At 64.3% G+C, this 25,151-nt stretch carries 21 protein-coding genes; 8 read left to right on the top strand and 13 right to left on the bottom strand.

Annotated features, from left to right (window positions below; translation table 11 throughout):
• Window positions 1-61: 61 nt before the first annotated feature.
• The 3 genes from DVB37_RS25165 to DVB37_RS25155 form a co-directional block, all read right to left on the bottom strand.
• The gene (locus DVB37_RS25165; RefSeq protein WP_104141761.1) at window positions 62-343 is read right to left on the bottom strand and encodes a peptidylprolyl isomerase; all 282 of its coding nucleotides are present in this window, start codon (window positions 341-343) and stop codon (window positions 62-64) included.
• 118 nt (window positions 344-461) lie between these two features.
• Window positions 462-2,549 carry an ATP-dependent helicase gene (locus DVB37_RS25160; protein WP_223264676.1) on the bottom strand — a complete coding sequence of 696 codons (2,088 nt, stop codon included), beginning with the start codon at window positions 2,547-2,549 and terminating at the stop codon, window positions 462-464.
• 209 nt (window positions 2,550-2,758) lie between these two features.
• The gene (locus DVB37_RS25155; protein ID WP_046807240.1) at window positions 2,759-3,775 is read right to left on the bottom strand and encodes an amino acid ABC transporter substrate-binding protein; all 1,017 of its coding nucleotides are present in this window, start codon (window positions 3,773-3,775) and stop codon (window positions 2,759-2,761) included.
• A 163-nt stretch (window positions 3,776-3,938) separates the two neighbouring features.
• On the opposite strand from DVB37_RS25155, the gene DVB37_RS25150 reads away from it, so the two are divergent.
• Entirely contained in the window at window positions 3,939-5,075 is a 1,137-nt protein-coding gene (locus tag DVB37_RS25150; RefSeq protein ID WP_104141763.1) for an FUSC family protein, read from the top strand.
• A gap of 55 nt (window positions 5,076-5,130) precedes the next feature.
• On the opposite strand, the gene DVB37_RS25145 is transcribed toward DVB37_RS25150, so the two are convergent.
• Window positions 5,131-6,081 (bottom strand): LysR substrate-binding domain-containing protein, encoded by a 951-nt coding sequence (locus DVB37_RS25145; RefSeq protein WP_052946118.1) that lies wholly within the window; start codon window positions 6,079-6,081, stop codon window positions 5,131-5,133.
• A 246-nt stretch (window positions 6,082-6,327) separates the two neighbouring features.
• Between DVB37_RS25145 and DVB37_RS25140 the strand changes: the two genes are divergently transcribed.
• The 3 genes from DVB37_RS25140 to DVB37_RS25130 are packed head-to-tail and all read left to right on the top strand — an operon-like array spanning window position 6,328 to window position 9,489.
• The gene (locus tag DVB37_RS25140; protein WP_120157085.1) at window positions 6,328-7,557 is read left to right on the top strand and encodes an amidohydrolase family protein; all 1,230 of its coding nucleotides are present in this window, start codon (window positions 6,328-6,330) and stop codon (window positions 7,555-7,557) included.
• Window positions 7,558-7,591: 34 nt separating this feature from the next.
• Window positions 7,592-8,944, top strand: a complete 1,353-nt coding sequence (locus tag DVB37_RS25135) for an MFS transporter (RefSeq protein WP_046807244.1) — start codon at window positions 7,592-7,594, stop codon at window positions 8,942-8,944.
• Window positions 8,944-9,489 carry a GAF domain-containing protein gene (locus DVB37_RS25130; RefSeq protein WP_104141766.1) on the top strand — a complete coding sequence of 182 codons (546 nt, stop codon included), beginning with the start codon at window positions 8,944-8,946 and terminating at the stop codon, window positions 9,487-9,489. Before DVB37_RS25135 ends, DVB37_RS25130 begins: the two co-directional genes overlap by 1 nt.
• Here DVB37_RS25130 and DVB37_RS25125 read toward each other — a convergent pair.
• The 6 genes from DVB37_RS25125 to DVB37_RS25100 are packed head-to-tail and all read right to left on the bottom strand — an operon-like array spanning window position 9,419 to window position 16,331.
• On the bottom strand, window positions 9,419-10,453 hold the full coding sequence (locus DVB37_RS25125; protein ID WP_120157084.1) for an XdhC family protein: 1,035 nt from the start codon (window positions 10,451-10,453) through the stop codon (window positions 9,419-9,421). The genes DVB37_RS25130 and DVB37_RS25125 overlap by 71 nt on opposite strands.
• 54 nt (window positions 10,454-10,507) lie before the next feature.
• The gene (locus DVB37_RS25120; RefSeq protein WP_120157083.1) at window positions 10,508-12,871 is read right to left on the bottom strand and encodes a molybdopterin cofactor-binding domain-containing protein; all 2,364 of its coding nucleotides are present in this window, start codon (window positions 12,869-12,871) and stop codon (window positions 10,508-10,510) included.
• A 48-nt stretch (window positions 12,872-12,919) separates the two neighbouring features.
• Window positions 12,920-13,606, bottom strand: a complete 687-nt coding sequence (locus tag DVB37_RS25115) for an isochorismatase family protein (protein WP_046807247.1) — start codon at window positions 13,604-13,606, stop codon at window positions 12,920-12,922.
• Window positions 13,603-14,676 (bottom strand): 2,5-dihydroxypyridine 5,6-dioxygenase, encoded by a 1,074-nt coding sequence (locus tag DVB37_RS25110; protein ID WP_120157082.1) that lies wholly within the window; start codon window positions 14,674-14,676, stop codon window positions 13,603-13,605. Before DVB37_RS25110 ends, DVB37_RS25115 begins: the two co-directional genes overlap by 4 nt.
• Before the next feature lie 39 nt (window positions 14,677-14,715).
• Window positions 14,716-15,558 carry an alpha/beta fold hydrolase gene (locus DVB37_RS25105; protein ID WP_120157081.1) on the bottom strand — a complete coding sequence of 281 codons (843 nt, stop codon included), beginning with the start codon at window positions 15,556-15,558 and terminating at the stop codon, window positions 14,716-14,718.
• Window positions 15,555-16,331: an Asp/Glu racemase gene (locus DVB37_RS25100; protein WP_120157080.1), complete on the bottom strand. Its 777-nt coding sequence runs from the start codon at window positions 16,329-16,331 to the stop codon at window positions 15,555-15,557. The genes DVB37_RS25105 and DVB37_RS25100 overlap by 4 nt, the downstream gene beginning before the upstream one ends.
• A 272-nt stretch (window positions 16,332-16,603) precedes the next feature.
• Between DVB37_RS25100 and DVB37_RS25095 the strand changes: the two genes are divergently transcribed.
• From DVB37_RS25095 to DVB37_RS25065, 4 genes are all read left to right on the top strand, one after another.
• Entirely contained in the window at window positions 16,604-17,761 is a 1,158-nt protein-coding gene (locus DVB37_RS25095) for an FAD-dependent monooxygenase (RefSeq protein ID WP_120157079.1), read from the top strand.
• Between the two features lie 94 nt (window positions 17,762-17,855).
• Complete coding sequence (locus tag DVB37_RS25090) at window positions 17,856-18,440, top strand: (2Fe-2S)-binding protein (RefSeq protein WP_240434000.1); 585 nt, start codon at window positions 17,856-17,858, stop codon at window positions 18,438-18,440.
• Entirely contained in the window at window positions 18,437-21,862 is a 3,426-nt protein-coding gene (locus DVB37_RS28810) for a cytochrome c (protein WP_240433999.1), read from the top strand. The genes DVB37_RS25090 and DVB37_RS28810 overlap by 4 nt, the downstream gene beginning before the upstream one ends.
• Before the next feature lie 59 nt (window positions 21,863-21,921).
• Window positions 21,922-23,238: an MFS transporter gene (locus tag DVB37_RS25065; RefSeq protein ID WP_100854258.1), complete on the top strand. Its 1,317-nt coding sequence runs from the start codon at window positions 21,922-21,924 to the stop codon at window positions 23,236-23,238.
• Between the two features lie 71 nt (window positions 23,239-23,309).
• Here the strand turns inward: DVB37_RS25065 and DVB37_RS25060 are convergent, their stop codons facing one another.
• From DVB37_RS25060 to DVB37_RS28490, 3 genes are all read right to left on the bottom strand, one after another.
• Window positions 23,310-23,777: a MarR family winged helix-turn-helix transcriptional regulator gene (locus DVB37_RS25060; RefSeq protein WP_050445665.1), complete on the bottom strand. Its 468-nt coding sequence runs from the start codon at window positions 23,775-23,777 to the stop codon at window positions 23,310-23,312.
• Between the two features lie 59 nt (window positions 23,778-23,836).
• On the bottom strand, window positions 23,837-24,025 hold the full coding sequence (locus DVB37_RS25055; protein ID WP_120157078.1) for a hypothetical protein: 189 nt from the start codon (window positions 24,023-24,025) through the stop codon (window positions 23,837-23,839).
• A gap of 100 nt (window positions 24,026-24,125) precedes the next feature.
• Window positions 24,126-25,133, bottom strand: a complete 1,008-nt coding sequence (locus tag DVB37_RS28490) for a hypothetical protein (protein WP_162941284.1) — start codon at window positions 25,131-25,133, stop codon at window positions 24,126-24,128.
• Window positions 25,134-25,151: the final 18 nt, after the last annotated feature.

The following is a 25,151-nucleotide window of genomic DNA, read 5'->3' as shown; positions in this document are numbered from 1 at the left end:
ATAAAAAAAGCCGCCGCCGGGTTTCCCCTGGCGGCGGCTTTTTATCGTGCAGCGGCGGGACTTAGTCCTGGCGGCTGGTCACTTCAACCAGGTGATAACCGAACTGCGTCTTCACCGGACCTTGCACCACGCCGACCGGGGCGCTGAACACGACGGTATCGAATTCCTTGACCATCTGGCCCGGGCCAAACGTGCCCAGGTTGCCACCGTCACGGCTCGACGGGCAGCTGGAGTTTTCCTTGGCGACTTGAGCAAAGTCAGCGCCGTTTTCAATGGCGGTCTTGAGTTCGTTGCACTTGTCTTCGGTGGAAACGAGGATGTGACGGGCGGAGGCTTGTGCCATGTGGAGGCTCCTTGCGGAATAGATTGGGGAGGGGAGAGTAACGCATTTGGGCGTGCTCACTACGGTGCCATCATAAACTGGCTTTCGTGGCGGCCCTGTTGCGGTTATTAACCCGACGTTACGCCAGCCATTCCCGAAACGGCCCCAAGTCCATCCCGCTGGGCACATACCAAACCTTGCGGGTCTTGTCCCATTGCGCGCCCAGCGCCTTGACCACGTCCCGGTTCGCGTAGGCCACTTTCAAATCCCGGTGGCCCACCGCTTGCACCGGCGCGGCCATGTTTCGGCGTAGCGCGGTGTCCGCGCGCTTTTGCGTGGCGGCCAGTTGCATCTGGTCGATGAACGCGCTGCGGCGCGTGGCGTCTTGCGTCGATATCAAGGTCAGGCGCGACTTGGTTCGTGTTGCCGCGACGTAAAACAGGTTCTCTTCTTCGCGGCGTTGGCGCAGCGGGTCGGGGAATGCGTCGGCGTCCATGAAGGGCAGGACGACGTGTTCGAATTCCTTGCCCTTGACGTTGACGATGCAATCCATCTGCACCGTGTTCTTGCCGGGCCGCGCGCCGACAAAGGCTTCCGCCGCGCCGATCCATTCCGAGAACTCGCGCAGCGTCTTGGCCGACGCCTTGGCCGATGCGATGAAACCGTTGATCGACCGCGTAACGACGGACGCTTCGTAGGGGTGCACGTACAGGCGCCTGGCCAGCTTTTCCATGTCCATCCCGTCGCGCACGGACTCCAGCGCCAGGTAGGCGGGGGTGTCGGTGGGCAAGGCGCGCAGGTGTTCCACCGCGTCCGTGATGCGGGCGCGGGCGGCGGGGCTGCCCACGCGCTGTATCTGGCCGCTGAAAAAGTGCTTCAGCGCGGACGGCTCGTTGGCCAGCGTGGTCTGGGCTTCGCGCAGTTCCTGCGGCGTCAGCGGCACTTCGGCAAAGGTGGTCAGCGCGTCGACGATGGCCTCGCGCGTGGTGGGCGCGGCCACGTGGTGAAAGTCGTCCAGCGCGATGGCCAGCATGCCGCGCAGGAACAGGATTTCTTCGCGCAGCAGGTAGCTCTTCATCGTCAGCGTGCGGTAGGGCAGGCCGGCGTTCATCAAGGCGTTTTCGATTTCGATGGATTGATGCGCGTCGCGCAGCAGGACGCAGCATTGGTCCAGCGGTTTGCGGTCCTGCTTCCATTGCAGGATCGCCTTGACGACCTGGTCGCCACACGCACCCGGCGTGTCGGCGTACGCGGCCTCGTGAATGTCAGTGCGCAGCGGCAGGTTTGAATCCACCGGCTTTTGCTTGAACGCTTCCATCGCGTAGGCCAGATGCGGGCCGTGGCGGTACGTCATCGTCAGCGGGTAGTTTGCGCAATCCGGGAAGCTGGCACGGATGCGAGTTTGCAGGAACGATTCATCCGCGCCCAGGTGTGAATAAATCACCTGGTCTTTATCGCCCACGCCTACAAAATACGTAACGTCCACATTCAGCAGCGCTTCGATAATGCAGAACGACGCTTCGTTGATGTCGTGCAGCTCGTCACACAACACCAGCCTGTAAGGGGCCAGCACGTCGCGCGGGTCGGAAGAAGAGCGCAGCAGGCGGGCCAGATCGTACGTGGCGTCAAAAAAACCCCGTGCGTCTACATAACCGAACACATCAACGCGCTGTTTTTCGTATTCAACGGCCCACAGATAATCGGTGATTGTCACGCCCGCGCTTTCGGCGATGGACACGGCATCGGCCTCGTCATTCGGCGCGATCTGCATCGTGGCTTTCAGCTTCAGCAGGTTATCCAGAAACTGGCTGACGGCCGTGTTGTGCGTACGGATATCCAGCAGCTCGGCATATTGCGGGTTATTGGCCGCCACGCTTTCCAGAGCGTACAAGGCGTAGGCCTGTTGTTCGCGCGTGGACGGCAACACCTCGGGCTTGCCGTCTTCGATCTTGGCCAATACCCGCTGCGCATACTCTTCAACCGTTTGCACAGGGACGCGCCGCGCCGTGTTGTAGGCGATACCGACGTCGACCAGGCGCGTTTGCAGCACCTGGCGCGCTTCATCGGTGAACGTCAGCGCCAGGATGTCTTCAGGCGGCAGGCCGCGCGTCAGCGCTTCGCCGATGCGCAGGGCCAGCGTGGTGGTCTTGGCGGCGCCCGCGTTGGCGATGACCAGGCTGGTCCGGCTGCGCGAGGTCTGGATCCGGGCCTGTTCTTCAGTGGGCACGAATCCGGACGGGAAGAACTGGGGGGCAGGGGAGTTTGTGGTCATCTAGGCAAAAAAGGCGCGAGCAGAATGTCGCAGCGGAAGACGCCAGTGTAACGATTCCAAAAACGGGCTCCGCAACGCAAATGGCCGGCGGGCGCCAGGCGCGCCTGCCGGCCATTCAGGCCCCGACTACGGGGAAGCAGATATGGAAAGCGGACGTGCCGCGATCAGCGCACCGGCCACCCGTACATCAGGCCGCCGTCACGGTAAGACGCGTTCAGGCCGCGCGACAGTTTCAGCGGGCTGCTGGGGCCCAGGTTCTTTTCGAAGCTTTCGCCGTAGTTGCCGATGTGCTTGATGATGTTGTAGGCCCACTTGTCGTCCACGCCCAGGTTCTTGCCCATGCCTGGCGTCACGCCCAGCAGGCGTTGCACGTTGGGGTTGGTGCTTTTCAGCATCTCGTCCACGTTCTTGGACGTGACGCCGTATTCCTCGGCTTCCAGCATGGCGAACATGGTCCAGCGCACGACGTTGAACCACTGCTCGTCGCCCTGGCGCACCATGGGGCCCAGCGGTTCCTTCGAGAAGTTCTCGGGCAGGATGTCGTATTGGCCGGGGTTTTCCAGATTGCTGCGCGCCGCGGCCAGTTGCGACTTGTCGCCGGTGAACGCGTCGCAGCGGCCCACCGCGAAGGCGCGGATGATCTCGTCCAGGCGTTCCACCACCACCGGTTTAAACGCGATGTTCTGCGAACGGAACCAGTCCGCCAGGTTTAGTTCGGTGGTCGTGCCCGGTTGCACGCACACGGTGGCGCCGTCCAGTTCCTTGGCGCTTTTCACGTTCAGGGTCTTGTTCACCATGATGCCCTGGCTGTCGTAGTAGTTCACGCCCACGCCGATCAACCCCAACGTGGTGTCACGCGTGAGCGATAGCGTGGTGTTGCGCGGCAGGACGTCCACTTCGCCGGATTGCAGCGCGGTAAAACGCTGCACGGCGCTGACGGCCATGATCTTGGATTTGGCGGGGTCGCCAAACATGGTGATGGCCAGCGCGCGGCACAGGTCCACGTCCAGGCCGACCCAGCCGCCCTTGCTGTCATTGACCGAAAAGCCGGCCACGCCGGTCGAGACGCCGCACTGGACAAAGCCCTTGTTCTTGACGCTGTCGAAAGTCACGCCCGCCGTGGCGGCCCAGGACGAAAGAAATAAGGCGGTGCCTGCCGCAACGTGTTTGAGTGCTTTCATGGTGTCTCCGCGCGCTGGGCGCATTGGTATTCTGTCGGCCGTGGGCCGAGGTGCGCGGAATGGTAGCCACGCCGCCTGGGTGGGAATATCAGGGAATTCCCGTTAAATCCACTGGGCGGAATTTACGGGGATAATTCTTGCCGGGCCGACACAGGGGCGATAAATGAATCAGAAAGATCCACCCGAAGGTGCCGACGACGGCGGCCACGCCCGGCGCCGCCCGGGGCGTGGTTTCGTCAAGCAGCAGGTGCAGGGCACGTGGCGTGAACTGGTCCGCGTCAATACCAGCGACCGGCGTTGGGAAATGCCGCTGGCCGCCGCGCTGTCTTCCGGCTTGCCATTAATGGTGGGCGCGTATTTTGGCCGCATGGACTATGGCCTGATGTCCAGTTTGGGCGGCATGGTGTTTCTAAGCTTGCCCAATACTTCACTTGCCCAACGCATGATGATGCTGCTGGCGGCCGCGTTCGGCATGGTCGCCTGCTACGCCATCGGCGCGCTGACGCAGTTCTGGCCCACGGCGATGATTGCCGCACTGACCGTTATTGCCATCCTGGTGAACATGGTGTGCCGCTGCTATCGGCTGGGGCCGCCGGGCAGCCTGTTCTTCATTATGGCCACCGCGATTGCCGCGTATACGCCTGGCCATATTGAAGATGTGCCGATGCGCGTTGGCATGGTGGCGCTGGGTTGCCTGGTGGCCTGCCTGGTGGCGTTTGCGTATTCCCTGCACATGACGCGCGTGGCGCCGCCGCCGCCCGAAGCCGCGCCGCCCAAACCGACCTTTGATTTTGTGGTGTACGACTCGGTCATCATCGGCCTGTTCGTGGGCATTTCCTTGTTGGTGGCCGAATTACTGCAACTGCCGCGCCCGTATTGGGTGCCGGTCAGTTGCCTGGCGATTATCCAGGGCGCCAGCCTGTGGGCGGCCTGGAACCGCCAGCTGCATCGGATATTGGGAACGGCGCTGGGTTTGTGCGTGGCGTGGGCGTTGTTGAGCCTGCCGTTGAATGTGTGGACGCTTAGCCTGGTGATGATGGCGCTGTCGTTCGGTATTGAAACGCTGGTGGTCCGCCACTATGCCAGCGCGGTGGCGCTGATTACGCCGCTGACCATATTCCTGGCCGAAGCGCCCCATCTAGGCCAGGGCTATCCGGCCGACGTCATTGAAGCGCGGTTTGTGGATACAGTCATCGGCGCGTTCATCGGGGTGCTGGGCGCGGTGCTGCTGCATAACCAACGCATACGGCCGCGATTAAGCCGGTGGATGCGCGCGGTGCTGCCGAATCGGGTGAGTTGATTACGTGGGCAGGGGGGGCGGATGCCGGCTCTTGCCCATATTCCTTTTTTTGTCGTTATCCGCCCGTGGGCGCCAGACCCGCCGCGCAATAGGGGCAATCGGCATCCGGCTTGGCGGTTTGCACCATGGCGCCTTCCACGGCCGCGCCATGCAAACATTCATGCGACAGCCACTGGCTCAGGCGGTCATAGCTTTCCATATTGCTGCGCCAGTTCGGCGCGCACAGGTAATAACCCAGCGGGCTTTCAAACGCGCGGTCGAACACGTCCACCAGCTGCCCCGTCGCCAGTTCCTTTTCGATCAGGCAATGCGGCATCAAGGCCACGCCGAAGCCGGATGAGGCCGCCTGGATAATCATTGAAAACAGATTGAACCCCGGGCCGAAACGCGCGCGATCATAATCGCCGATATACGTGGAAAACCAGTATTCCCACGACAGCGGAATCTCGATGTGCTGTAGCAGCGTGCACTGCTTGATGTCTTCCAGGCTGTTGATGGGGTGCTGTTCCAGATAATCGGGTGAGCACACCAGGCGGGTTTCGCGCCCGGTCAGGTACTTGGCGTCGCCATCGTGCCAATCCCCATAGCCATACTGGATGGATGCATCGAAATCCAGTTCGGTGCTTTTGTAATCCGCCACGCTGTAGCGCACGAAATTGACCGAGATGTCCGGGTTAAAGGCGCGAAATGTCTTCAAGCGGGGAAACAACCATTGCGCGGCGAAGGTGGGCGCGGCCGATACGTTCAACGACTTGGCCGACTGCTGCGTGGCCATGACCTGCGATGTGGCGCTTTCCAGCGTGTGCAGGGCCGGCCGGATCAGGCTCAGGTAGGTCGCGCCCATGCGGGTCAGCTGCAAGCCATTGGTGGCGCGAATGAACAGGGTGTGGCCCAGATAGCTTTCCAGCGTGGCGATATGCCGGCTGATCGCGCTTTGCGTCACGAACAGTTCCTTGCCCGCCTTGGAGAACGACAAGTGACGCGCCGCCGCGGTGAACGCGTTCAACTCTGAGAGGGTGGGGCAGCGACGTCTCATGGTGGTGTGCGCAATCCGGCTATGAATCGCGGATAAGAAATGTGGCTCAAAACCGGCGCGGAGCATTCCCAAAGAGGGGTATGAGTAAAGCTCATAAGGCTGTTCTATTTTGTGTCGAACGCCTAAGGGGAGACCCGGTATCGGACGTTTGGATTGTACCGGTAGAGTTCGCCATGCTGAATTTCCTGCATGTTGAACAGATAGCGTGATTTATTTATGAAGCCGGTTGTTGTTAAGAATTGCAAGATCTTGAATACCCGATCGATGGTCCTCGAAGACGCGGCCAACGTATTGATCGAAGACGGAATGATCTCCCGCATCAGCGCCGACGCGCTGACGGCGCCCGACGCCGAAGTGGTTGACGCCAGGGGCATGACCTTGATGCCGGGCATGATCGACTGCCACGTGCACGTGGTGGCCTCGTCGTTCAACCTGGGCCGCGTGGCCGCCTTGCCCAACGCGCTGGCACTGCTGCGCGCCTTGCCCATCATGCAAGGCATGCTGGACCGGGGCTTTACCTCGGTGCGCGATGCCGGCGGCGCGGATTGGGCCTTGGCGCAAGCCGTGCTGGACGGCGTGGTCGATGGCCCGCGCCTGTTCTGCTCGGGCAAAGCCCTGTCGCAGACGGGCGGCCATGGCGACTTCCGGCCGCGCAACGACGAACTGGACCCCTGCCCGTGCTCGGTCAAGATCGGCAACATCGGCCGCGTGGTCGACGGGGTGGACAACTGCCGCCTGGCGGTGCGTGAGGAAATCCTGAAAGGCGCCACGCAAATCAAGGTCATGGCCTCGGGCGGTGTGGCGTCGCCGAACGATCCGATTCAGAACCTGGGGTTTTCTGAATCAGAACTGATCGCCATCGTTGAAGAAGCCAGCAACGCCAACACCTATGTGATGGCCCACGCTTACACGCCGCGCGCCATCACGCGTGCCGTGCGCTGCGGCGTGCGCACCATCGAACACGGCAACCTGGTGGACCGCGAGGCGGCCGAGGTGATGAAAGAACATGGCGCCTACATGGTGCCCACGCTGATCACCTACGAAGGCCTGGCCAACGACGGCGAGCGCTATGGCCTGCCGGCGGACTCGGTCAAGAAAATCGCCACCGTGCGCACCCAGGGCCTGAAGGCGCTGGAAATCCTGGACGAAGTCGGCGTGAAGATGGGCTACGGCAGCGACCTGCTGGGCGAAACCCACTACATGCAAGCCGACGAACTGCCCTTGCGCGCGCGCGTGCTGGGCAACGCCAAGGTGATCCAGCAAGCGACGTTGATCGGCGCCGAGATCTTGAACCAGGAAGGCTTGCTGGGTGAAGTCCGCGAAGGCGCGCATGCCGACCTGTTGCTGGTCGACGGCAACCCGCTGGACGACATCGCCCTGCTGACGCAGCCCGATTCCATCAAGCTCATCATGAACCGCGGCTTGCTGCACAAGAACGCCTGCTGACGTTCTTTCACCCTTACTTCCGGAAATCTTCACCATGTATTCCGTATCGGACCGCCTGGAACGGCTACCGTTTTCCAGCTTCCATTTCAGGTTGCTGATGATCGGCGGCCTGGGGCTTGCGTTTGAAGCACTGGACGCCGGCATCATTGCCTTCATCATCCCTTCACTGCGCACGCAGTGGGGCTTATCCACCGGCCAGATCGGCTGGATCGCCAGCAGCACGTACGTCGGCTTTCTGGTGGGCGCGCTGTTCTCGGGCATCCTGGGTGACCGCTACGGCCGCAAGAAAATCATGATGTGGGCCTTGTTGCTGTTCTGCGTGGCCACGTTCATCAACGCGTTTGCGCGCAACTATCACGAGTTCTACATCCTGCGCATGATTGCCGGCATCGGCATGGGCGCGGAAGGCGCCATCATCGCGCCGTATCTGGCGGAATTTGTCAGCAGCAAATACCGTGGACGCTTCACGGGCGCGCTGGCGGGTTTCTTCTCGTTCGGCTTCGTGCTGTCGGCGTTGCTGGGCTATTTCATCGTGCCGATGAGCGACGACGGTTGGCGCTGGATCATGGTGATTGCTTCCGTGCCGGTAGTGTTTTTGCTGTGGTGGCGCAAGTCGCTGTTTGAATCGCCGCGCTGGCTTGAACACACCGGCCAGACCGCCGAAGCCGACCGCATCTGCTCGGCCATCGAAGCCGAAGTGCAGCAAAAGCTGGGCCGTCCGCTACCCACGCCCGTTGCGACGCGCCGCGCCGCCACCGCCGCCGAAAATCCGCAAAGCGCGATGGACAAACTGACGTCCTTGTTCTCGAAAACCTACCTGGGCACGACGGTGCTGGTGTGGGTGTTCTGGATCACGGTGCTGTTCTGCTACTACGCCTTCCTGGTGTGGATTCCCAGCTTGCTGGTCGAGCGCGGTTTCACCATCACCAAGAGCTTTTCGTACACCATCCTGATCTATCTGTCGCAGATTCCCGGCTATTTTTCCGCCGCGTATTTCAACGACAAGATCGGCCGCAAGTACACGATTCTGGCGTACATGCTGCTGTCGTGCCTGTCGGCGCTGGGCCTGGCTTTGGCCAGTGGTGAACAGCAGATCATCATGTTGAGCATGTTGCTGTCGTTCGGCATGAATGGCGTGATTGCCGGTCAGTACACCTACACCGCCGAGATCTATCCGACGTCGATCAGGGCAACCGGCATGGGCGCGGCATCGGCCTTTGCGCGCATCGGCTCGATTGCATCGCCCACCATCGTCGGCGTGGCGTATCCCGTACTGGGCTTTGCCGGCGTGTTCGCCATGATGACGGCGATCTTGCTGGTGGGCGGGCTGGGCATCCTGTTCTTTGGCAAGAACACGCGTGGCGTGGTGCTGGAGGCGATTCACTGATGACACAGACATCAACCTTGGCGCCGTGGGCGGCGCATGCGCGGGCCCTGGCTCAGGCAGAAGACCGCGCGGCGCAGTGGCAAGTGGTGTCGGCCTTGCTGGCGGACGCCTTCGGGCATCAGCTGTTCACCGCGCTGCTGTATCTGCCAGAGCACCGCCTGATGAAGCGCTTGTACACGTCGGATGAAAGCATCAGCCCGCTGGGCGGCTTCAAGGCCACGGGCAACGGGCCGTGGTCGCGTCATGTGCTGGAGCAAGGCCTGCTGTATGTGGCCAGCGATGAAGACGACGTGCGGTCGGTGTTTTCCGAAGCGCCGATGCTGATCGAGCGCGGCCTGCAATCCGCGTTCAATATTCCGGTGCGCTACCAGGGCCGGGTGATCGGGTCGCTGAACCTGCTGGCCGGTCGCAAGGCCTACGATCTTGCCGACCGGGATCTGGCGGCGGTGATCGCGGGCATGTGCGCGCCGGTCTTCATTGAGGAAATGCAGGCTGCGCAAGCGGCGGCGGCGGCGGTTGATCGATCGGGGCTGGACAGCGTGTGAGCGGGGCGGCGGCAAGGAAGCTCACTCCGTTCTTGGCCGCCACCACTTCCGCCAAGATCGACAACGCGATCTCGGCGGGAGTCTTGCTGCCGATGAATACGCCGGCCGGGCCGCGCAGTTTGTGCAGGTCGGCGTCGGTCAGATCAAAGTACTCGCGCAGCCGCGCGCGGCGCTGCTCGCTGTTCTTGCGCGAGCCGATGGCGCCGACATAGAAAGCGTTGGATTGCAGCGCATCGATCAGCGCCAGGTCATCCAGCTTGGGGTCATGCGTCAAGGCGACCACGGCGGTTCGTGCGTCGGGTTGCACGCGCAGGATGACGTCGTCCGGCATCTCGCGCGTGAAAGTTATGCCGTCCTGCGCCCAATCGCCCTGATGCGATTCACGCGGGTCGCAAACGATGATTTCAAAGCCCAAGGTCAGCGCGATCTGGCAGAGATATCGGCTGGTGTCACCCGCGCCAATCACGATGAGGCGCGCGGCGGGACCAAAGCCCACCGTCAACGTCGCGTCAGTCAATTGCGGCGCGATGTCGGGCTGTGCGCCCTGCAATCGCGTGTGCCCGGATGACAGATCGACGGTACGCGTGACGCAGCGCCGCTCCACGCAGGCTTGCAGCAGTTCTGGCAGCAGGCTGTGCGCGCCGATGCGTTCCATCAACAATTGCACCGTGCCGCCGCAAGGGATGCCGAAGCGGCGTGCATCGTCCGCCAGCACGCCGTAGCGCATCAGCACCGGCAAGTGCGCGTCATCGCCCAGGGCGCGAACGCGATCGGCCAAGTCGTCTTCAATGCAGCCACCAGACACCGACCCCACCACCGCGCCTTGCGCGTTCATCGCCATGATCGACCCGGCGGGCCGGGGCGACGACCCCCACGTACGGACCACGGTGAACAGCCAGGCCGGGATGCCGGCTTGTTGCCAGGCCAAGGCTTGGCGTAATACCAGGATGTTGATGTCCGTCATGGGGCTGATGCTTGCGTGGCGTTGATGTGTTGTTGTGTGGCGTTGTAGCGTGGGTCAGGCCGCCAACACCGCCAGCACGGCGTCGGGCGTGAATGGCGCTTCGTAAAAGCGCTTCCCGGTGGCGTCGAACAAGGCGTTGGCAATGGCGGCGGGGCCGGGCACGGATGCGGATTCGCCCGCGCCCATCGGCGGTTCGTCCTGGCGCGGCATCAGCAAGACGTCAATGGCGGGTACGTCCTTGAAGCCGATGATGGGGTAGCCGCCCCATTCGCGGCTGGCCACGCCGGCGTCGTCAAACGACACCTTTTCAATCAGACAGCGGCTAAGCGTCTGGATCACGTTGCCATGGACTTGATGGCGCACGCCGGCCGGGTTGACGATCATGCCCGTGTCCTGGCCGACGACAATGCGCTCGACGCGCACGCGCCCCGTGGCCGGGTCCACGCACAGGTCGATGACCCAGGCCGCCCACGCGGCGCCGAAGCCGGGGAACTTGCTGTGCACATAGCGCGCATAGGCAATGCCCCGCCCGCGCAGTAAGCCGTCGGCGTCCGGCTGGCCCCGGCTGCCGGCGGCGCGCGCGTGCCATCCCGCCTGCCTGGCCGTGGCATCGATCAGCGCGACGGCGCGCGCGTCGTCCAGGTTGCGCAAGCGGTATTCGACCGGGTCGGCGCCGGCGGCCTCGGCCAGCTCGTCGATCATGCAGTCATGCGCAAAGGAATTGGGCAGGGCCGATACGCCGCGCAACCAAGACGAACGCACGATCGGCGGCATGTCGTGGCAGACGACGCGCCGCGCCGCGTAGCGATAGGGCGGCGCGGCGGTGCGGTCGCCCATTTCCAGTGTGCGCGGGTCGCCCGAGACGGCGCCGGTCAACAGCAAGGCCAGCAGTGGCGCATCGTTGGACGGGTAGCGCACGGCGAAGTCGACCGCCAGCAGATTGCCTTGCGCGTCGATGGCGGCGCCCACGTCCATCAACTGGCCGGTGCCCTTGGGCTCCCATTGGTGTTCTTGTTCACGCGTCAGCTGCACGCGCACCGGCGCGCCCACCGCCATCGACAGCAGCGCCGCGTCGGCGCAGACGTCGTCCGCGCAATTGCGCCCGTAGCACCCGGCGGCTTCCAGGCGGATCAGGTCGATCTGGCCTTCGCCCAGGTGCAGCAGGCGGTCCAGATCGGTGCGCAGCATGTGGGGGTTTTGCGTGCCCGTCCACATCGTCAATCGCCCGTCACGAAAATCCGCCACGGCGCAGGATGGGCCGATGGACGCGTGCATCTGATACGGCCAGACGTAGCGGCGGCGCAGGTGCGTGGCGGCCTGGGCGCAGGCGGCGTCCACGTCACCGTCTTCGATCAGCGGCCGCGCGCGGGCCGGGTTGGCATGGATGGCGGCAGCCACATCGCTCAGGTCGGGCGCGGGCGGAATGGGCTTCCACCGGACCTTCAGGGCGCGCATGGCGGCAATGGCCTGTTCTTCGCGGTCGGCCACGACGCCGATGAAATCGCTTTGCACCACCACCTGCACATTGCCTGGCAAATGGGCCACGGAGGCGCGGTCCACATCGATCAGGCATTGGCCGATGAAGTCGCCGGCATCGCGCCCGGGGTGCGGCGGGCGCACGACGCGGCCATGCCGCATGCCCGGCACGCGCACGTCGTGCACGAAGCTCAGTTCGCCCGTGGCCTTGGCGGGGATGTCCACGCGGGCGACGCCCTGGCCGACGATGCGATATTCGCTGGCGGGTTTGAGGCGGACGGGGGCGTCGGGCGCGGCCAGCGTCAAGCGGATGTGCTGGCCGGCAAGCAAATCGCCATAGCTGAGCGCTTGCGGGCAGTGTGGCGCGGCATTGTTGTGATGCGTCGTATCGCCGTCGTCGTGCCGACCTTGCCGTGGCCGGCGATCCTCCTGGTCCCGCACCTGCACCACGCCATCACGCACGCACAGCGCGTCACGCGGCACGCCCAGCCGCTGCGCCGCCAGCATCAGCAGATGTTCGCGCGCTTGCGCGGCGGCGCGGCGCAATGGCACGGCGGAAATCTGGATGCTGGCGCTGGCGATGGTCGGCCCCTGGTTGGGCGCGGCGCTGGTGTGGCCCAGCACCATGTCCAGCCGTGACAGGGGCACGTCCAGTTCTTCGGCAACGATCTGCGCCAGCGACGTGCGGATACCGGTGCCCAGGTCCACATGCCCGTTGAATGCCAGCACGCGCCAACCGGGCGACGGCGTGTCGCCCGCGACCAGGCCGGCATCGCGCACGATGGCCACGAATATTTCGGGCGTGGGCTGGACGTATTCGGTGGCGGAGCCCGGCTGACCCGGCGCGGGTTTGGGCGGCGCCGACGGCTCGCGCACCACCAGCAAGGCGTCGGGGTGGGCAAGCAGCGCGCCAGGCAGTAGGTGGGGCTGGGGCAGGGGCATGAGGGCAGCGAAGGGGAGGGGCCGGGCCGGTTGACGATTATGTCGCGCTTAGCGCGCGGCCGGCAGTGGGGCATCCACCAACGCGCGCGTCTCGGCCAGCGCGTGGTCCAAGGGCATGACAGCCGCGTACTTCTGCGCCATGTCGAACAGGTTGGCTTCGTGCGGCCCCAGCGCGCGGTCGCCGCAGCAGTCGGACACCACCAGCGGCCGAAAGCCCGCCTGCATGGCATCCACCACGCTGGCGCGCACGCAGCCGCTGGTCACGCAGCCGGCCACCAGCAAGGTCTGCACGCCGCGCTGCGCCAGCCACGGCGCCAGCATGGTGCCGAAGAATGCAGACGGCGTGCTTTTGCGCACCACGTATTCGCCGGGCGCCGGGGCAAGCTCGGGCACGATGGCGCTGTTGTGGCTATGTTCTTTCAGGGCCAACATCGCGGGCACCTTCAAGCAAAAAATGTTGCTGTCGGCATCGTCGTCCGAGAACACGATGCGGCTGTGCGCGACCGGCCAGCCGCGTTCACGCGCGTGGGCCAGCAGGTGCCGCGTCTGCGCAATGGCCGGCGCAATGTTGCCGCCGCCCAGCACGGCCGGGTCGGCAAAGCCGTTGACGAAGTCCACGATCAGCAGGCCAAAGGGCGCCTTCAGCGGCAACGGCGTGCCGAAGCCTTGCCGCGAGTAGGCCGAGATGTCACCCGCGACGGCGTCGGCGGGAATGGTTTGGGTGGAAGCATTCATTTGTTGTCCTTGCGGCGGGCGGCGTGCGCCAGGCCGGGTTCGTCTTGCACCACGCCGCGCGTCACCATCGGCTGACCGTCCAGCACCACGCTGCAATGGCGCATGGGGATGTCGATATGGCAGGCGGTGGTGCGGCTGCCGCCTGCTTCATTGTTGGGGCCCATGGACCACAGGAAATTGCCCTCGAAGGCGCGCGCGTCCATGCCGATGTGCGCTTCCTTGTTGTAGTGCGCCAGCATGGACCACTGCGCGCGCGGTTGCAGGCCCCAGCCGATATGCGACACGGCATACGCTTCCGGGTCTTCATACGCCGCCATGTATTCCTTCAGGATGTCTGCCTGAAGCCCGCCGTTGATGCGGGTGACGTAGCCGTTTTCAATGACCAGTTCAATCGGGTCGGTCACGTAGTCCTTCATGGGCAAGAGGATGTCGCCACGGTCCAATACCACGCGGCCTTGGCTTTGCCCTTCGTTGGGCCACGTCAGGACGAAGCCGCTGGGCCAGTGGTCCCAGCGGCCGGGTTCGTCCACGAAGCCGTATTCCGATATCGCGGGAAACTCGCCCAGTTCGCAGCGCAGGTCGGTGCCGGCGTCGGACGTGATGTGCATTTGCTTGGCGGCTTCGATGCGACGCGCGGCGGCCTGCACGCGCGCGCGGTCGGCCTCGGTGGGGACCAGGCGGCACAGCACTTCGGGCGGTTCGATGGCCAGCAGGATCTTGGTGCCGGTCTGCAAGATGTCATGCTGCTCGGGCGAGAACAGCAGCGTCATCAGGTCCAGCACCAGGTCGCTGGCGTTCAGCGCCGCGATGGCGGCCGGGTTGCCCGTCAGCGGCGTGGCGCCCAGATACGCCAGCGCGTCGCGGCTGATGGACTTTTCCGCGTTGACGGGCGGCAGGTCCAGCCGGTTGACGCGGGCGCCCAGGTCGGTGGCGGCGGCGATCGCGCAGCGCAAGGTTTGCGGGTGCGTGTCGGCGCCGGTCAGCACGGTGACGATCTGTCCGGCTTCAAGCCGCGACAACGTCAGCACCTGCTTCCAGGCGTGGATCAAATCGATATCGCTGACAGACATGGCGGGCTCCTTGAATCAGCGGATTGGGAAAAGGGCGGATCAGTCGATCTTGCTGCCAAGAAAATCGCCGAAGGCGGCGTAGAAGCCGGCTTCGTTGTCCCACGGAATCATGTGGCCCGCGCCGGGTACGCGCACGTGCTGCGTCTGCGGCGCCAGCCCCTGCCATTCGGCCACATCGTCATCGCCGACGACGCCGCCCTTTTCGGCGGTAACGAGCAGCATCGGGATCTTGATGGCGGGCAGGTCCGCGTGGATGTCGTCACGGCCAAAGTCTTCAAAGCTCTGCACAATCGCCGGTTCAAAGCAGGTGTGCAGCCATTGCGCGCGCAGTTGGCGCTGGGCTTCGGTCCAGGTGGGGCAGAAGGCCAGCATGTCCTCGGCGCTCATGCCGTGCGTGGCCTGGCGAATGGAGTCCACGTACCACGGCAGATTGGCCGGATACGGGCGGCGGCCCGGGCCGGATACCGGTGGGTCCACGAGGACCAGGCGAGTTAGCGCCTGGGGTTGGCTGCGCGCGGCGCGCACGGCGATGCGGCCGCCCATGGAATGGCCGACCAGCGCGTAGTGGGCCAGTTGCAGCGCCTGGGCAAACGCATTGACGTCAGCCGCTTGCGCGTCCAGGCCGTAGTCCAGCTCGGGGCCGGACGCCGACAGGCCCCGGCCACGCACGTCCAGCACATAGGTGTCGAACTGGCGACCCAGGTGTTCAGCCACAAAGCCCCAGGTGACGGCCGGGCTGGTGATGCCGGGAATCAGGATGACGGCGGGGCGGCCGGCGCGTTCGCCCGCCGTGCCGCCGTAACGCAGGTAGTGCTGGCGAATGCCGTTGGCGTGGACGTTGGCGCCGTACAGAAAAGTGCTATTGGCTTGGGCTTGGGTCATTGTGCGCTCCGGGAGTAGGGGTAAGCGCCCGAGAGCAGGGCGCCGGCGCCGGGTACCACCGGGTCCAGGCCCAGTTCTTTGAGGATGGCGTAGGTGGTGGCGATGGACGCCGTGAGAACGGGTTTGCCGGTTTCCGCTTCAACTTGCGAGACGGCGGGCAGCGACGGCATTTGCACGCAGGCGGACAGCACGATCACATCGGCCTCGGCCACATTCATGCCGGCGACGATGCCCGGCAGCTTGGCCGGGTCATGGCGGCCCACGTCCAGGTTGTCGGGAATTTCCAGCGCGCGCCAATCCACGATTTCGAATCCTTCGGCGGCGATGTAGTCCATCACCAGTTCGGTCAGCGGAATCATGTAGGGCGCGACCAGCGCGATTTTCTTGGCGCCCATCGCATGCAGCGCCTCGACCAGCGCGCCCGCGCTGGTGATGACGGGCGCGGAGGCGCCGTTTTCGGCGGTGCGCTCGGTCAGCCGTTTCTGCGACACGCGGTGGTAGCCGCGCCCCATGGCCATGATGGCCACCAGGCAGGCGTAGCCCAGCACGTCGACGCGCGCATCGCTAAGTTCAAGCGCGCAGCGGTCGCTTTCGGCGTCCATGGCGGCCAGCTCTTCCTTCTGCACTTTCTTCATGCGCATGCGGCTGGAATGAAACGTGAAGCGATCGTTGGGGCGCAGCGACGAATGCGCCTGCAACATGGCGGGCACCTCGGTTTCCATCGTGGTGTTGGAACTGGGAACGATCTGGCCGATACGGAATGTCTTCGTCATGGAGAAGCCTTGGAAAAAAGGGCGGGCCTAGGGTTTTCGATAAATTCAAAAGAAGCGTATACGCTCTATTCTTGCAAAGAGCAGCGCAGATGACCAGCCCGCTTGTTGTAGTGGTTTTCACCTAAGTGTGCGCGAGTAATGCACTATTTTGGTGATTCCCCTTCGGGTTTACGCGCGGGTCATCTTTTTATGTATCCATAAATTAAGCGTGTACTCCATAATTTCCTGAATTGGCTTCAGCAGTCTTTCACCATCCAGCAAGGAGAAGTTCCGTGTCTACATCCCCTCGTATCGCCATCGTCGGCGCGGGCCTGGGCGGCGCCGCCACCGCCGCGCTGCTGCTCAAGCAAGGGCTTAACGTTCGCGTCTACGAGCAGGCGCCCGGCTTTTCGCGATTGGGGGCCGGTATCCACGTCGGGCCGAACGTCATGAAGATCCTGCGCCGCATCGGTATCGAAGATGCGCTGAACGCGCAGGGCTCGCACCCGGACTTCTGGTACAGCCGCCATTGGGAAACCGGCGACATCCTGGCGCAGATTCCGCTGGGCGATTACGCCGTCAAGGAATACGGCGCGTCGTATCTGACCGTGCACCGGGGCGACTTCCATGCCTTGCTGGTCGACGCCTTGCCCAAGCACGTGGTGGCGTACGACAAGAGCCTGACTCGCGTGGAAGATCGCGGCGACGTGGTGCTGATGCACTTTGCCGACGGCACCTCGGAAGAGGCGGACATCGTGATCGGCGCCGACGGGGTCAATTCCCGCATTCGCGAAGAACTGCTGGGGCCAGAGCTGCCCAAGTACGCGGGCTATCTGGCGCACCGCGCCGTGTTCCCCACGCCGCGGACCAAGGCCGGCATGCTGCCCTTCGATTCCTGCGTCAAATGGTGGAGCGATGATCGCCACATGATGGTGTACTTCGTTACCAGCAAGGCCGACGAGCTCTACTACGTGACGGGTGTGCCGGTGGAACACTGGGACTTGAACGACCGCTGGCTGCCCAGCAGCAAGGATGAAATGCGCGAAGCGTTCAGCGGCTGGCACCCTACCGTGCAGGCGCTGATCGACGCCACGGTGGACGTTACCAAGTGGTCGCTGCTGGAACGCGACCCGCTGCCGCTCTGGAGCCGTGGCCGCCTGGTGTTGCTGGGCGATGCCTGCCACCCCATGAAGCCGCACATGGCGCAAGGCGCGGCCATGGCCATTGAAGATGGCGCCATGCTGGCGCGCTGCTTCCAGGAAGTGGGCGTGCAGAACCATGAGCTGGCCTTTGCGCTGTACGAAGCCAACCGCGCCGAACGCGCCAGCAAGGTGCAGCGCATTTCGCACGACAACACCTGGTTGCGCACGAATGAAGATCCGTCGTGGTGCTTTGGCTATGACGTGTTCAACGAACCGCTGGTAGACCCCAAGACGCGGGCCGCGGCCTGAGGATCTGTCCGCCGCGCGTGCCAGGGGGCTTGCCCCTGGGCCCGTGTCGCGGCAACCTTCGTACTTTTCGAACTGCGACCACGCGCCACGCCTTATGGGACCCACCGTCAATTCCTGCCGCGCTACTCAGCCGATCCGCTTGAACGTCAACGGCGTCGAGTGCACCGTGCCGGCCGCGCCCGACACGGCGCTGCTGCACGTGCTGCGCAACGACCTGGCGCTGAACGGGCCGAAGTATGGCTGTGGCCTGGGCGAGTGCGGCGCGTGCACGGTATTGATCGACGGCGTGGCCGCGCGGTCGTGCGTGATCCCGGTGCGGGCCGCGCAGGGCAGGGCGGTGGTCACGCTGGAAGGTTTGGGCACACGTCAGCAACCGGGCACGACGCAGCAAGCATTTATCGATTGTCAGGCAGCGCAGTGCGGGTACTGCCTGAACGGCATGATCATGACGGTGGAAGCACTGCTGCGCCGCAATCCTGACCCCACGCAAGACGCGCTGCGCAGCGAACTGCATCACAACCTGTGCCGCTGCGGGACGCATGTGGAAATCATGCAGGCGGCGCTGCGGGCGGTTCAGTTGCGGGCGAAAAGTGTTGGTGTTGTGGGTGTTGTGGGTGTCGCGGCTGTCGCGGATGTTGCGGGCGGTGTTGACCTTGCGGATGGCGGATCCACGCGATGAGCCAGGACGCGCTGGGGTCACCGCTGCATCACCTGGGCCTGCCCGCGGACCTGCTGCACGGCGTGGCCTTGCGTCCGCCTGCCGTGCTGTGGGATGGCGCGCGGTATCGCGGCAGCGTCTTGCAGCAGGCGCAGTGGGATCAGGCGCGCGCGCTGTCGGGCGTTGTGACGGTGGTTCGGCACACACACTTCGCGGGCGTCGTCGCCGTCTCGCCCGTTCATGCCAGGCAGGCGGCCATGACCTTGGCGCCCGTATGGCAAGCGCCGGATTCAGTCCAGACGCCACGTGATGATGTCGCGGATTCGGACGAAATTCGTTATGGCCTGTGCCTGCCGTCCTTTGAAGCGCCAGCCGGTGCTCGGGCGACGGTATGGGCGCTGAACGGACATGCCGGCGTGTGGCTGCCGCCCTGCACGCCCGGCACGCAAGCTCAGATACGCCGCGAGCTGGCGGCGCTGCTGCAACAAGCACAAGAGACGATCCGCGTCACGGTGCATGCCACGATCGACGAGGCGGTCTCCGAAGGCCACGACGCGGTGCATCCGCTGGACTTGATGGACGCCGCTGCCGACGCCGCGCTGCTGTCGCAAGCAGTGGGCCGGCCGGTGTGCGTGGCCTGCCGGTCGGGTGTTGCTGAAGAGTTGGTGCTGCGTCTGCCGGTCGATGATGCGACGTTCGACTCGGCGGGTTGGGACGCTGCTGCTTTGAACGCAGGTGCTTCGAATGCAGGTGCTTCGAATGCTGCCGTTCCGAATGCTGCTGCTTTGAATGCATGGGCTTTAAACGCCGACGCCATCAACGCCTCGGCCTCCAACGCCTCGGCCACCAACGCCACTGCCTTCGCGCCACAACCCGACTCGCGCGCCGCTGCCGGCGCCGCGTCGTTGCGGTCCGATGCACCCTGGGCGGTGCGCCCGAGCCTGGCGCGGCTGTTGAGCCAGCCCGCGCTGGCAGGCGCGTCGGCACACGCGACGGTATGCGGCGCGTCGGTAACGTCGCCCCGGCGCGCGCTGCCCCCGTTGCGCGCCAGTGTGGATGAATTGAACGCCGCGCAAGTCTTTGCGCAAGAAAGCCAATGGCATGAAGCCGCGCTGGCCCACGGCAAAGATCCCATCGCGTGGCGCGTGGAACACCTGCCCGAAGGCAAGGGCCGCGAGCTGGCGCGCCAAGTCGTGAGTCGCGCAAGATTAAACGCAGGCGCCGGAGCAGGCGCAGACGCAGACGCAGACGCAGGCGCGGGCGCAAACGCAGGCGCAGGCGCAGGCGAAGACGCAAACGCAAACGCAGGCGCAGGCGCAAACGCAAACGCCAACGCCAACGCCGACACCGACGCCGCCCCAGCGCCCAGCGCGGGCCTGCTGCATGGCAAGGGCTTCGCCACCGCACAGGTGCAATGCGTGGATGACGACGGCGCCACCCGCATGGTGTGGAGCGCCTGGGTGGCCGAGGTATCCGTGCGCGCCCAGACCGGTCAGGTCGAAGTCACCCGCGTGGTCGCCGGCCACGACAGCCAGCGCCTGCAACCGGCGCAAGGCGCGCCCGTACACGCCCATATCGAACAGCAAACGCCATGGCTGCTGGATAACGCGCGCCGTCTGCTGGCGGGGCCGCCGGCGTTTGACGATTGGGTCAGCCCGTCATTCAAGAATGACGCGCCAGGCCGGGCCGTACGCCCTTACGAAGGTGGCGACGGCGCGATGCTGCCCCGCGCGGCGGGAGACGTCGCGGACGGCAAGGTCACACAAGGTCGTCTGGCCGTGGACGGCGTGGTCACCTTGCCCGCCGCCGCCGCCATCGCCAACGCCATCCATAACGCAACCGGCGTGCGCCTGCGGCAAGCGCCGTTCGACACCGAGGCGTTGCGCTTGGCGTTGCAAGACCATGGGCGACCAAGCTGGGGCACGTCGGCGCGGGGGCGTCTGGCGCGAGCCGGCGTGTGGCTCGCGGCCGGCGTCGCCGGTCTGGCCGGCATGGTCGCCGCGCTGTGGCCCATCAAGCCTGCGTTGCCTTTGACGGCTGGCCCCGACGTTTCCCTGTATTCCATGCGGGCCATCGAACGGGGCCGCCTGGTCGCCGCTGCCGGGGATTGCATCGCCTGCCACACCGCGCCCGGTGGCCAAGCCAACGCGGGCGGTCTGGCGCTGGACACCCCCTTCGGCACGATCTATTCCACCAACATCACGCCCGACAACGACACCGGCATCGGCCGCTGGTCCTACCCCGCGTTCGAGCGCGCCATGCGCCAAGGCGTGCACCAGGACGGCCGCCAGCTGTATCCCGCATTTCCCTACACGGCCTATGCCAAATTGAGCGAAGCGGACATGCAGGCGTTGTATGGCTACCTGATGTCGCAACCCGCCGTTAAGTCCGAGCCGCCGAAGACGCAGTTGGCCTTCCCCTTCAATATGCGCCCGCTCTTGGCCGGCTGGAATGCGCTGTTTCACGACGCCACGCCCTTCACGCCGGACCCGTCGCGCAGCGCGCAGTGGCTGCGTGGTGCGTATCTGGTGGAGGGCGTTGGCCACTGCGCCGCTTGTCATTCACCGCGCAACCGCCTGGGCGCGGAGAAGAAGGGCGTGCATTACCTGGCAGGGGGCGAGGCGGAAGGCTGGACCGCGCCCGCCTTGAACCAACTGGCCAGCGGACCACGCGCCTGGTCGGGTGATGAACTGTTCCAGTATCTGCGCACGGGCTATTCCCCCAGCCACGGCGTGGCGGCCGGGCCGATGGCGCCCGTGATCCACGGCTTGGCAGAATTGCCGGACAACGACCTCAAGGCCATCACCACGTATTTGCTGGACTTGCCGAAGCGGCAGGGCGGCGGCAACGGCGAATATGCTGCGTCGGCGGCATCGGCATCGGCATCGGCATCGGCATCGGCATCCGCTTCTGCATCGGCTTCTGCGACACCGTCGCCCTCGCCCTCGCCCTCGCCCTCGTTGTCCTCGCCATCGTCCAAGACCGAGACCACGACCGAGACCACGACCGACACCACAACCGATACCGCGGCTGCGCCCAAGACCTCCTCCGCGTCTGCCTCCGCCACCACGCCCGCCGCTGCAACGATCCAATCCCTGCAAGGCCGGCGCGCCAACGGTGAACGCATCTATCAGAACGCCTGCGCGGTCTGCCACGAGGCCGGAAGCGGGCCCACGCTGTTCGGCGCCAAGCCCTTGCTAAGCGCCAACACCAACCTGCACGCCGACACGCCCGACAACCTGATCCAGGTGATCTTGCACGGCATTCAGGAACCCGCCGACGACGCGCTGGGGTACATGCCGGGCTTCAAGGACAGTCTTGACGACAGGCAGGTCGCCGACCTGCTGGGCTATTTGCGGGAACGTTTTGCGCCGGACAAAGAGGCCTGGGCCGATCCCGGCACGACGATTAAACGGCTACGCAACCATGCGGAGCTGAATTAAGGAAAACGCGGCCATAACGCGTGCGGCTTTAGTGATGATCACATCAAGGGGTTTCATCTATGTCAGCTTCATTGGTTTCCGTGGACAAAGCCATTCAGGTGGCGGGCGTCGGCAAGTTTCAATATCGGCTATTCGTGATATTCGGCCTGGTCTGGATGGCCGACGCCATGCAAGTGCTGTCCATCGGCTTTTCCGCGCCGTCCATTGCAAAGACCTTCGGCATCACCGTGCCGCAAGCACTGCAAACGGGCACGCTCTTCTTCATCGGCATGCTGATCGGCGCCTTCATGTTCGGCCGCATGGCCGACCGCATCGGGCGCCGCCCGGTGTTGATGATCGCGGTGGTCATCGACGCCTGCGCGGGCGTGGCCTCGGCCTTCGCGCCTGAGTTCACGTGGCTGCTGTTCCTGCGCTTCCTGACGGGCATCGGCGTGGGCGGCACGCTGCCGGTGGACTACACGATGATGGCCGAGTTCCTGCCCAGCGCCCGCCGTGGCCGCTGGCTGGTGCTGCTGGAATCGTTCTGGGCTGTGGGCACCATCTTCCTGGCGCTGCTGGCCTTGGCGGCCGTGTCCTGGGGCGACGACGCCTGGCGCGTGATCTTCTTCGTTACCGGCCTGCCCGCCTTGATTGGTGTGGTCTTGCGCTTCTACATCCCTGAATCGCCGATGTACTTGAACCGCAACGGGAAGTCAGACCAGGCGCGCAAGGTGCTGGAACGGGTGGCCCGCGTGAACCGCCGCGACGTCGAAGTGCCCGCGCTGCAACCGGAAACGCCCGTCCATAAATCCATCTTCGCCTTGTTCTCGTCCAGCTACCGTCGCCGCAGCATCGGGCTGTTGCTGGCGTGGGCGCTGATCTCCATTGCGTACTACGGCGTGTTCGTCTACCTGCCCATCAAGCTCAGCACCGCCGGCTTCGCCTTCATGCGCGGCCAGGAATTCCTGGTGCTGCTGGCGCTGGTGCAGTTGCCGGGCTTTGCGCTGTCGGCCTATGGCGTGGAACGCTGGGGCCGCAAGCCCACGCTGATCGGCTTTTTGATCTTGAGCGCCGTCGGCTGCATGCTCTACAGCCTGGGCACCGCACCCGCCGTGGTGATCGGGTCCACCTTGCTGATGAGCTTCTCGCTGTTGGGCACCTGGGGCGCGCTGTATGCCTTCACGCCGGAGGTCTACCCGACCGATTTGCGCGCCAGCGGCATGGGCATGGCGGGTGCCGTGGCGCGTTTTGGTGGGCTGTTCGCACCGGCCATCATCGCGCCCATCATGACCAGCCACTTCACGCTGTCGCTGGTGGTGCTGTCCAGCATGCTGCTGGCGGGTGCGGTGGCGATTGCGTCAGTGGACGTGGAATCGCGTAATCGCGCGCTGGATTGATGATGGGGTAAAACGCGGCGGCGCTGGCATGAACGCCGGCGCCGCAGTTGCCAAGAACGGCGACGAACAGCTCAGACCTGTTCGTCGCCGTTCAGCATTTTGGTCAGCAGAAAATCCAGCGCCAGACGCTCGGCGGGGTTCAGATTGCCGTAGGTGCTTTCGGTGATCTGCTTGGCAAACGGTTCCATCTCTTGCACCAAGGCCTGCCCCACGGGCGTCAGGCTCACCACCACCTTGCGTCGGTCGACTGGGTCGTGGTCCACCTGGACCAACTCGCGCTGCTTCAAGCGATCCACCACGCCGCGCACGGTGGCCTGATCTATGACGGTTGCCTTGACCAGATCAGCCAGCGAACTCGCGCCATGATCCCGCACCGAACACAGCACGACAAACTGCGCGGCGGTGAGCTGGGAGTCGGGAATGTAATGCTGAAACAGCGCGGTGTGCCGCTGATAGACACGCCGCAGCAGGTGACCTATCTGATCAGAAAACAAATAGCCTTCCGTGTTGGACGAGGACTTGCCTTTCATATTGCGCATAAGCCTATCCGAAGCAATGCATGGGTCATGATGATTTTTATCAACGGGATGCAGGTTGCCTAGTTTGCCAGCAGCGTGACGGTTTGTGGGTTGTATGTGCGAGTGGCGCTGCCGCAGCTTGCATAAATGGCCGCGCGTTCGGGTCCGCCGGTGGCGCGTATGCCTAATTTTTCCTTCGGCAAATGTACCTGCACGAAACGTTCCACTTCGACCGTGCCGTCAGGCAGGAAATACAGCTGTAGACGCATCAGCGTGGATTCTCCATCAACGGGATCAGGATGTCGAAATGCGGGCACGTGCAGCGTTGCGGTGTGCCACGGGTGGGCGGCGTTGGCAGTGCTGCTGGGTTCAGGCGTGTCGGGCGTTCCTGGTGTTCCCGGCGGTTTCGGCGTTTCCGGCCGGGGTTATCGTACCGGCAGCCATCGCCGCCGCCCCAGCCGTGCCTACCGCGCCAGCCGTTTGCCACCGCAGCGCCAGTGGCCGGCTAAGAATAATAAACGCCGCACTGATAGGCCGCGCAAAATCATGGCAGGCGGCCGGCAACGGCGCGACGGAAACAAGCGCGCGGTCGCCGATATCCAGCGTCTGACCATTCACTTCAAGCCGAGCGATAGCGCCGCTGGTGTAATTGACCGCACTGAGCAACACCAGCCCGTGCTGCCCCTTCCGATCAAGACGCTCCTCCGTCATCCCCGCCAAACGGTTCAGCACCGGCGCAAGTTCGACACGGTCGGGATAATGAAAATACAGATACCGCAACATCGATCTATCCGGCTTATTCAGCGCCGATGAAAAGCGCGCCACGTCCGGGTAAGCAAGACGCGTCAACGGCAACGATGCGGCGACAGCATCGCCCGAGGCGGAAAGATATCTGTACTGCGCGATATCCTCGCGCAAGCGCGCGCCGTCATACGGAAAAGGCTGGGTCGCGGCCGGGCTGGGATATCGATTGAACACCATGAACCGCTGCGATTCAGCGGCCGCAAACGGCATTCTTGGCTCTGCACCAGACGACGTGGTGGCGTAAGGCGTGGTGTCAATCCACAGATCTTTGCCGCTGAGGTTGACGTGCGTTTCGGCAATATAGGGATGCGCATCGCTAAAGCGCTCGCGCTTGGATTTTTCGGACGATTCGCTGGCCGGTAGATCAGCATGGCGATCAGCGTCGGCAAGAACAACCAGGCATGGACCCGCCCCGGAACCCGGCCCCGATCGCGAGAAAGGTAGTAGAACCAGACGATGATCAGCAGGATGGCCAGTGGCCCGCCTACCCAGATTGCGGCAGTAAGAAGCGCGACGATGCCCCAGCCCAGGTCGGGAGTTAATGCGGCGGTAAGGCCAAGGAATGCCAGCCACCAGGCCAGGGCAATCGAG

Origin of the sequence: Achromobacter sp. B7, assembly GCF_003600685.1 — a bacterium.
GTDB lineage: Bacteria > Pseudomonadota > Gammaproteobacteria > Burkholderiales > Burkholderiaceae_B > Achromobacter > Achromobacter spanius_B.
Note: the sequence above shows the minus strand (reverse complement) of the source record. Positions and strands in the feature narration are given on the sequence as shown.

Bases quoted from the DNA above. Each gene is read 5' to 3' on its own strand.
- DVB37_RS25165 (WP_104141761.1), bottom strand. From the start codon at position 343: ATGGCACAAGCCTCCGCCCGTCACATCCTCGTTTCCACCGAAGACAAG.
- DVB37_RS25155 (WP_046807240.1), bottom strand. From the start codon at position 3,775: ATGAAAGCACTCAAACACGTTGCGGCAGGCACCGCCTTATTTCTTTCG.
- DVB37_RS25150 (WP_104141763.1), top strand. From the start codon at position 3,939: ATGAATCAGAAAGATCCACCCGAAGGTGCCGACGACGGCGGCCACGCC.
- DVB37_RS25140 (WP_120157085.1), top strand. From the start codon at position 6,328: ATGAAGCCGGTTGTTGTTAAGAATTGCAAGATCTTGAATACCCGATCG.
- DVB37_RS25135 (WP_046807244.1), top strand. From the start codon at position 7,592: ATGTATTCCGTATCGGACCGCCTGGAACGGCTACCGTTTTCCAGCTTC.
- DVB37_RS25130 (WP_104141766.1), top strand. From the start codon at position 8,944: ATGACACAGACATCAACCTTGGCGCCGTGGGCGGCGCATGCGCGGGCC.
- DVB37_RS25125 (WP_120157084.1), bottom strand. From the start codon at position 10,453: ATGACGGACATCAACATCCTGGTATTACGCCAAGCCTTGGCCTGGCAA.
- DVB37_RS25120 (WP_120157083.1), bottom strand. From the start codon at position 12,871: ATGCCCCTGCCCCAGCCCCACCTACTGCCTGGCGCGCTGCTTGCCCAC.
- DVB37_RS25115 (WP_046807247.1), bottom strand. From the start codon at position 13,606: ATGAATGCTTCCACCCAAACCATTCCCGCCGACGCCGTCGCGGGTGAC.
- DVB37_RS25110 (WP_120157082.1), bottom strand. From the start codon at position 14,676: ATGTCTGTCAGCGATATCGATTTGATCCACGCCTGGAAGCAGGTGCTG.
- DVB37_RS25105 (WP_120157081.1), bottom strand. From the start codon at position 15,558: ATGACCCAAGCCCAAGCCAATAGCACTTTTCTGTACGGCGCCAACGTC.
- DVB37_RS25100 (WP_120157080.1), bottom strand. From the start codon at position 16,331: ATGACGAAGACATTCCGTATCGGCCAGATCGTTCCCAGTTCCAACACC.
- DVB37_RS25090 (WP_240434000.1), top strand. From the start codon at position 17,856: ATGGGACCCACCGTCAATTCCTGCCGCGCTACTCAGCCGATCCGCTTG.
- DVB37_RS28810 (WP_240433999.1), top strand. From the start codon at position 18,437: ATGAGCCAGGACGCGCTGGGGTCACCGCTGCATCACCTGGGCCTGCCC.
- DVB37_RS25065 (WP_100854258.1), top strand. From the start codon at position 21,922: ATGTCAGCTTCATTGGTTTCCGTGGACAAAGCCATTCAGGTGGCGGGC.
- DVB37_RS25060 (WP_050445665.1), bottom strand. From the start codon at position 23,777: ATGCGCAATATGAAAGGCAAGTCCTCGTCCAACACGGAAGGCTATTTG.
- DVB37_RS25055 (WP_120157078.1), bottom strand. From the start codon at position 24,025: ATGCGTCTACAGCTGTATTTCCTGCCTGACGGCACGGTCGAAGTGGAA.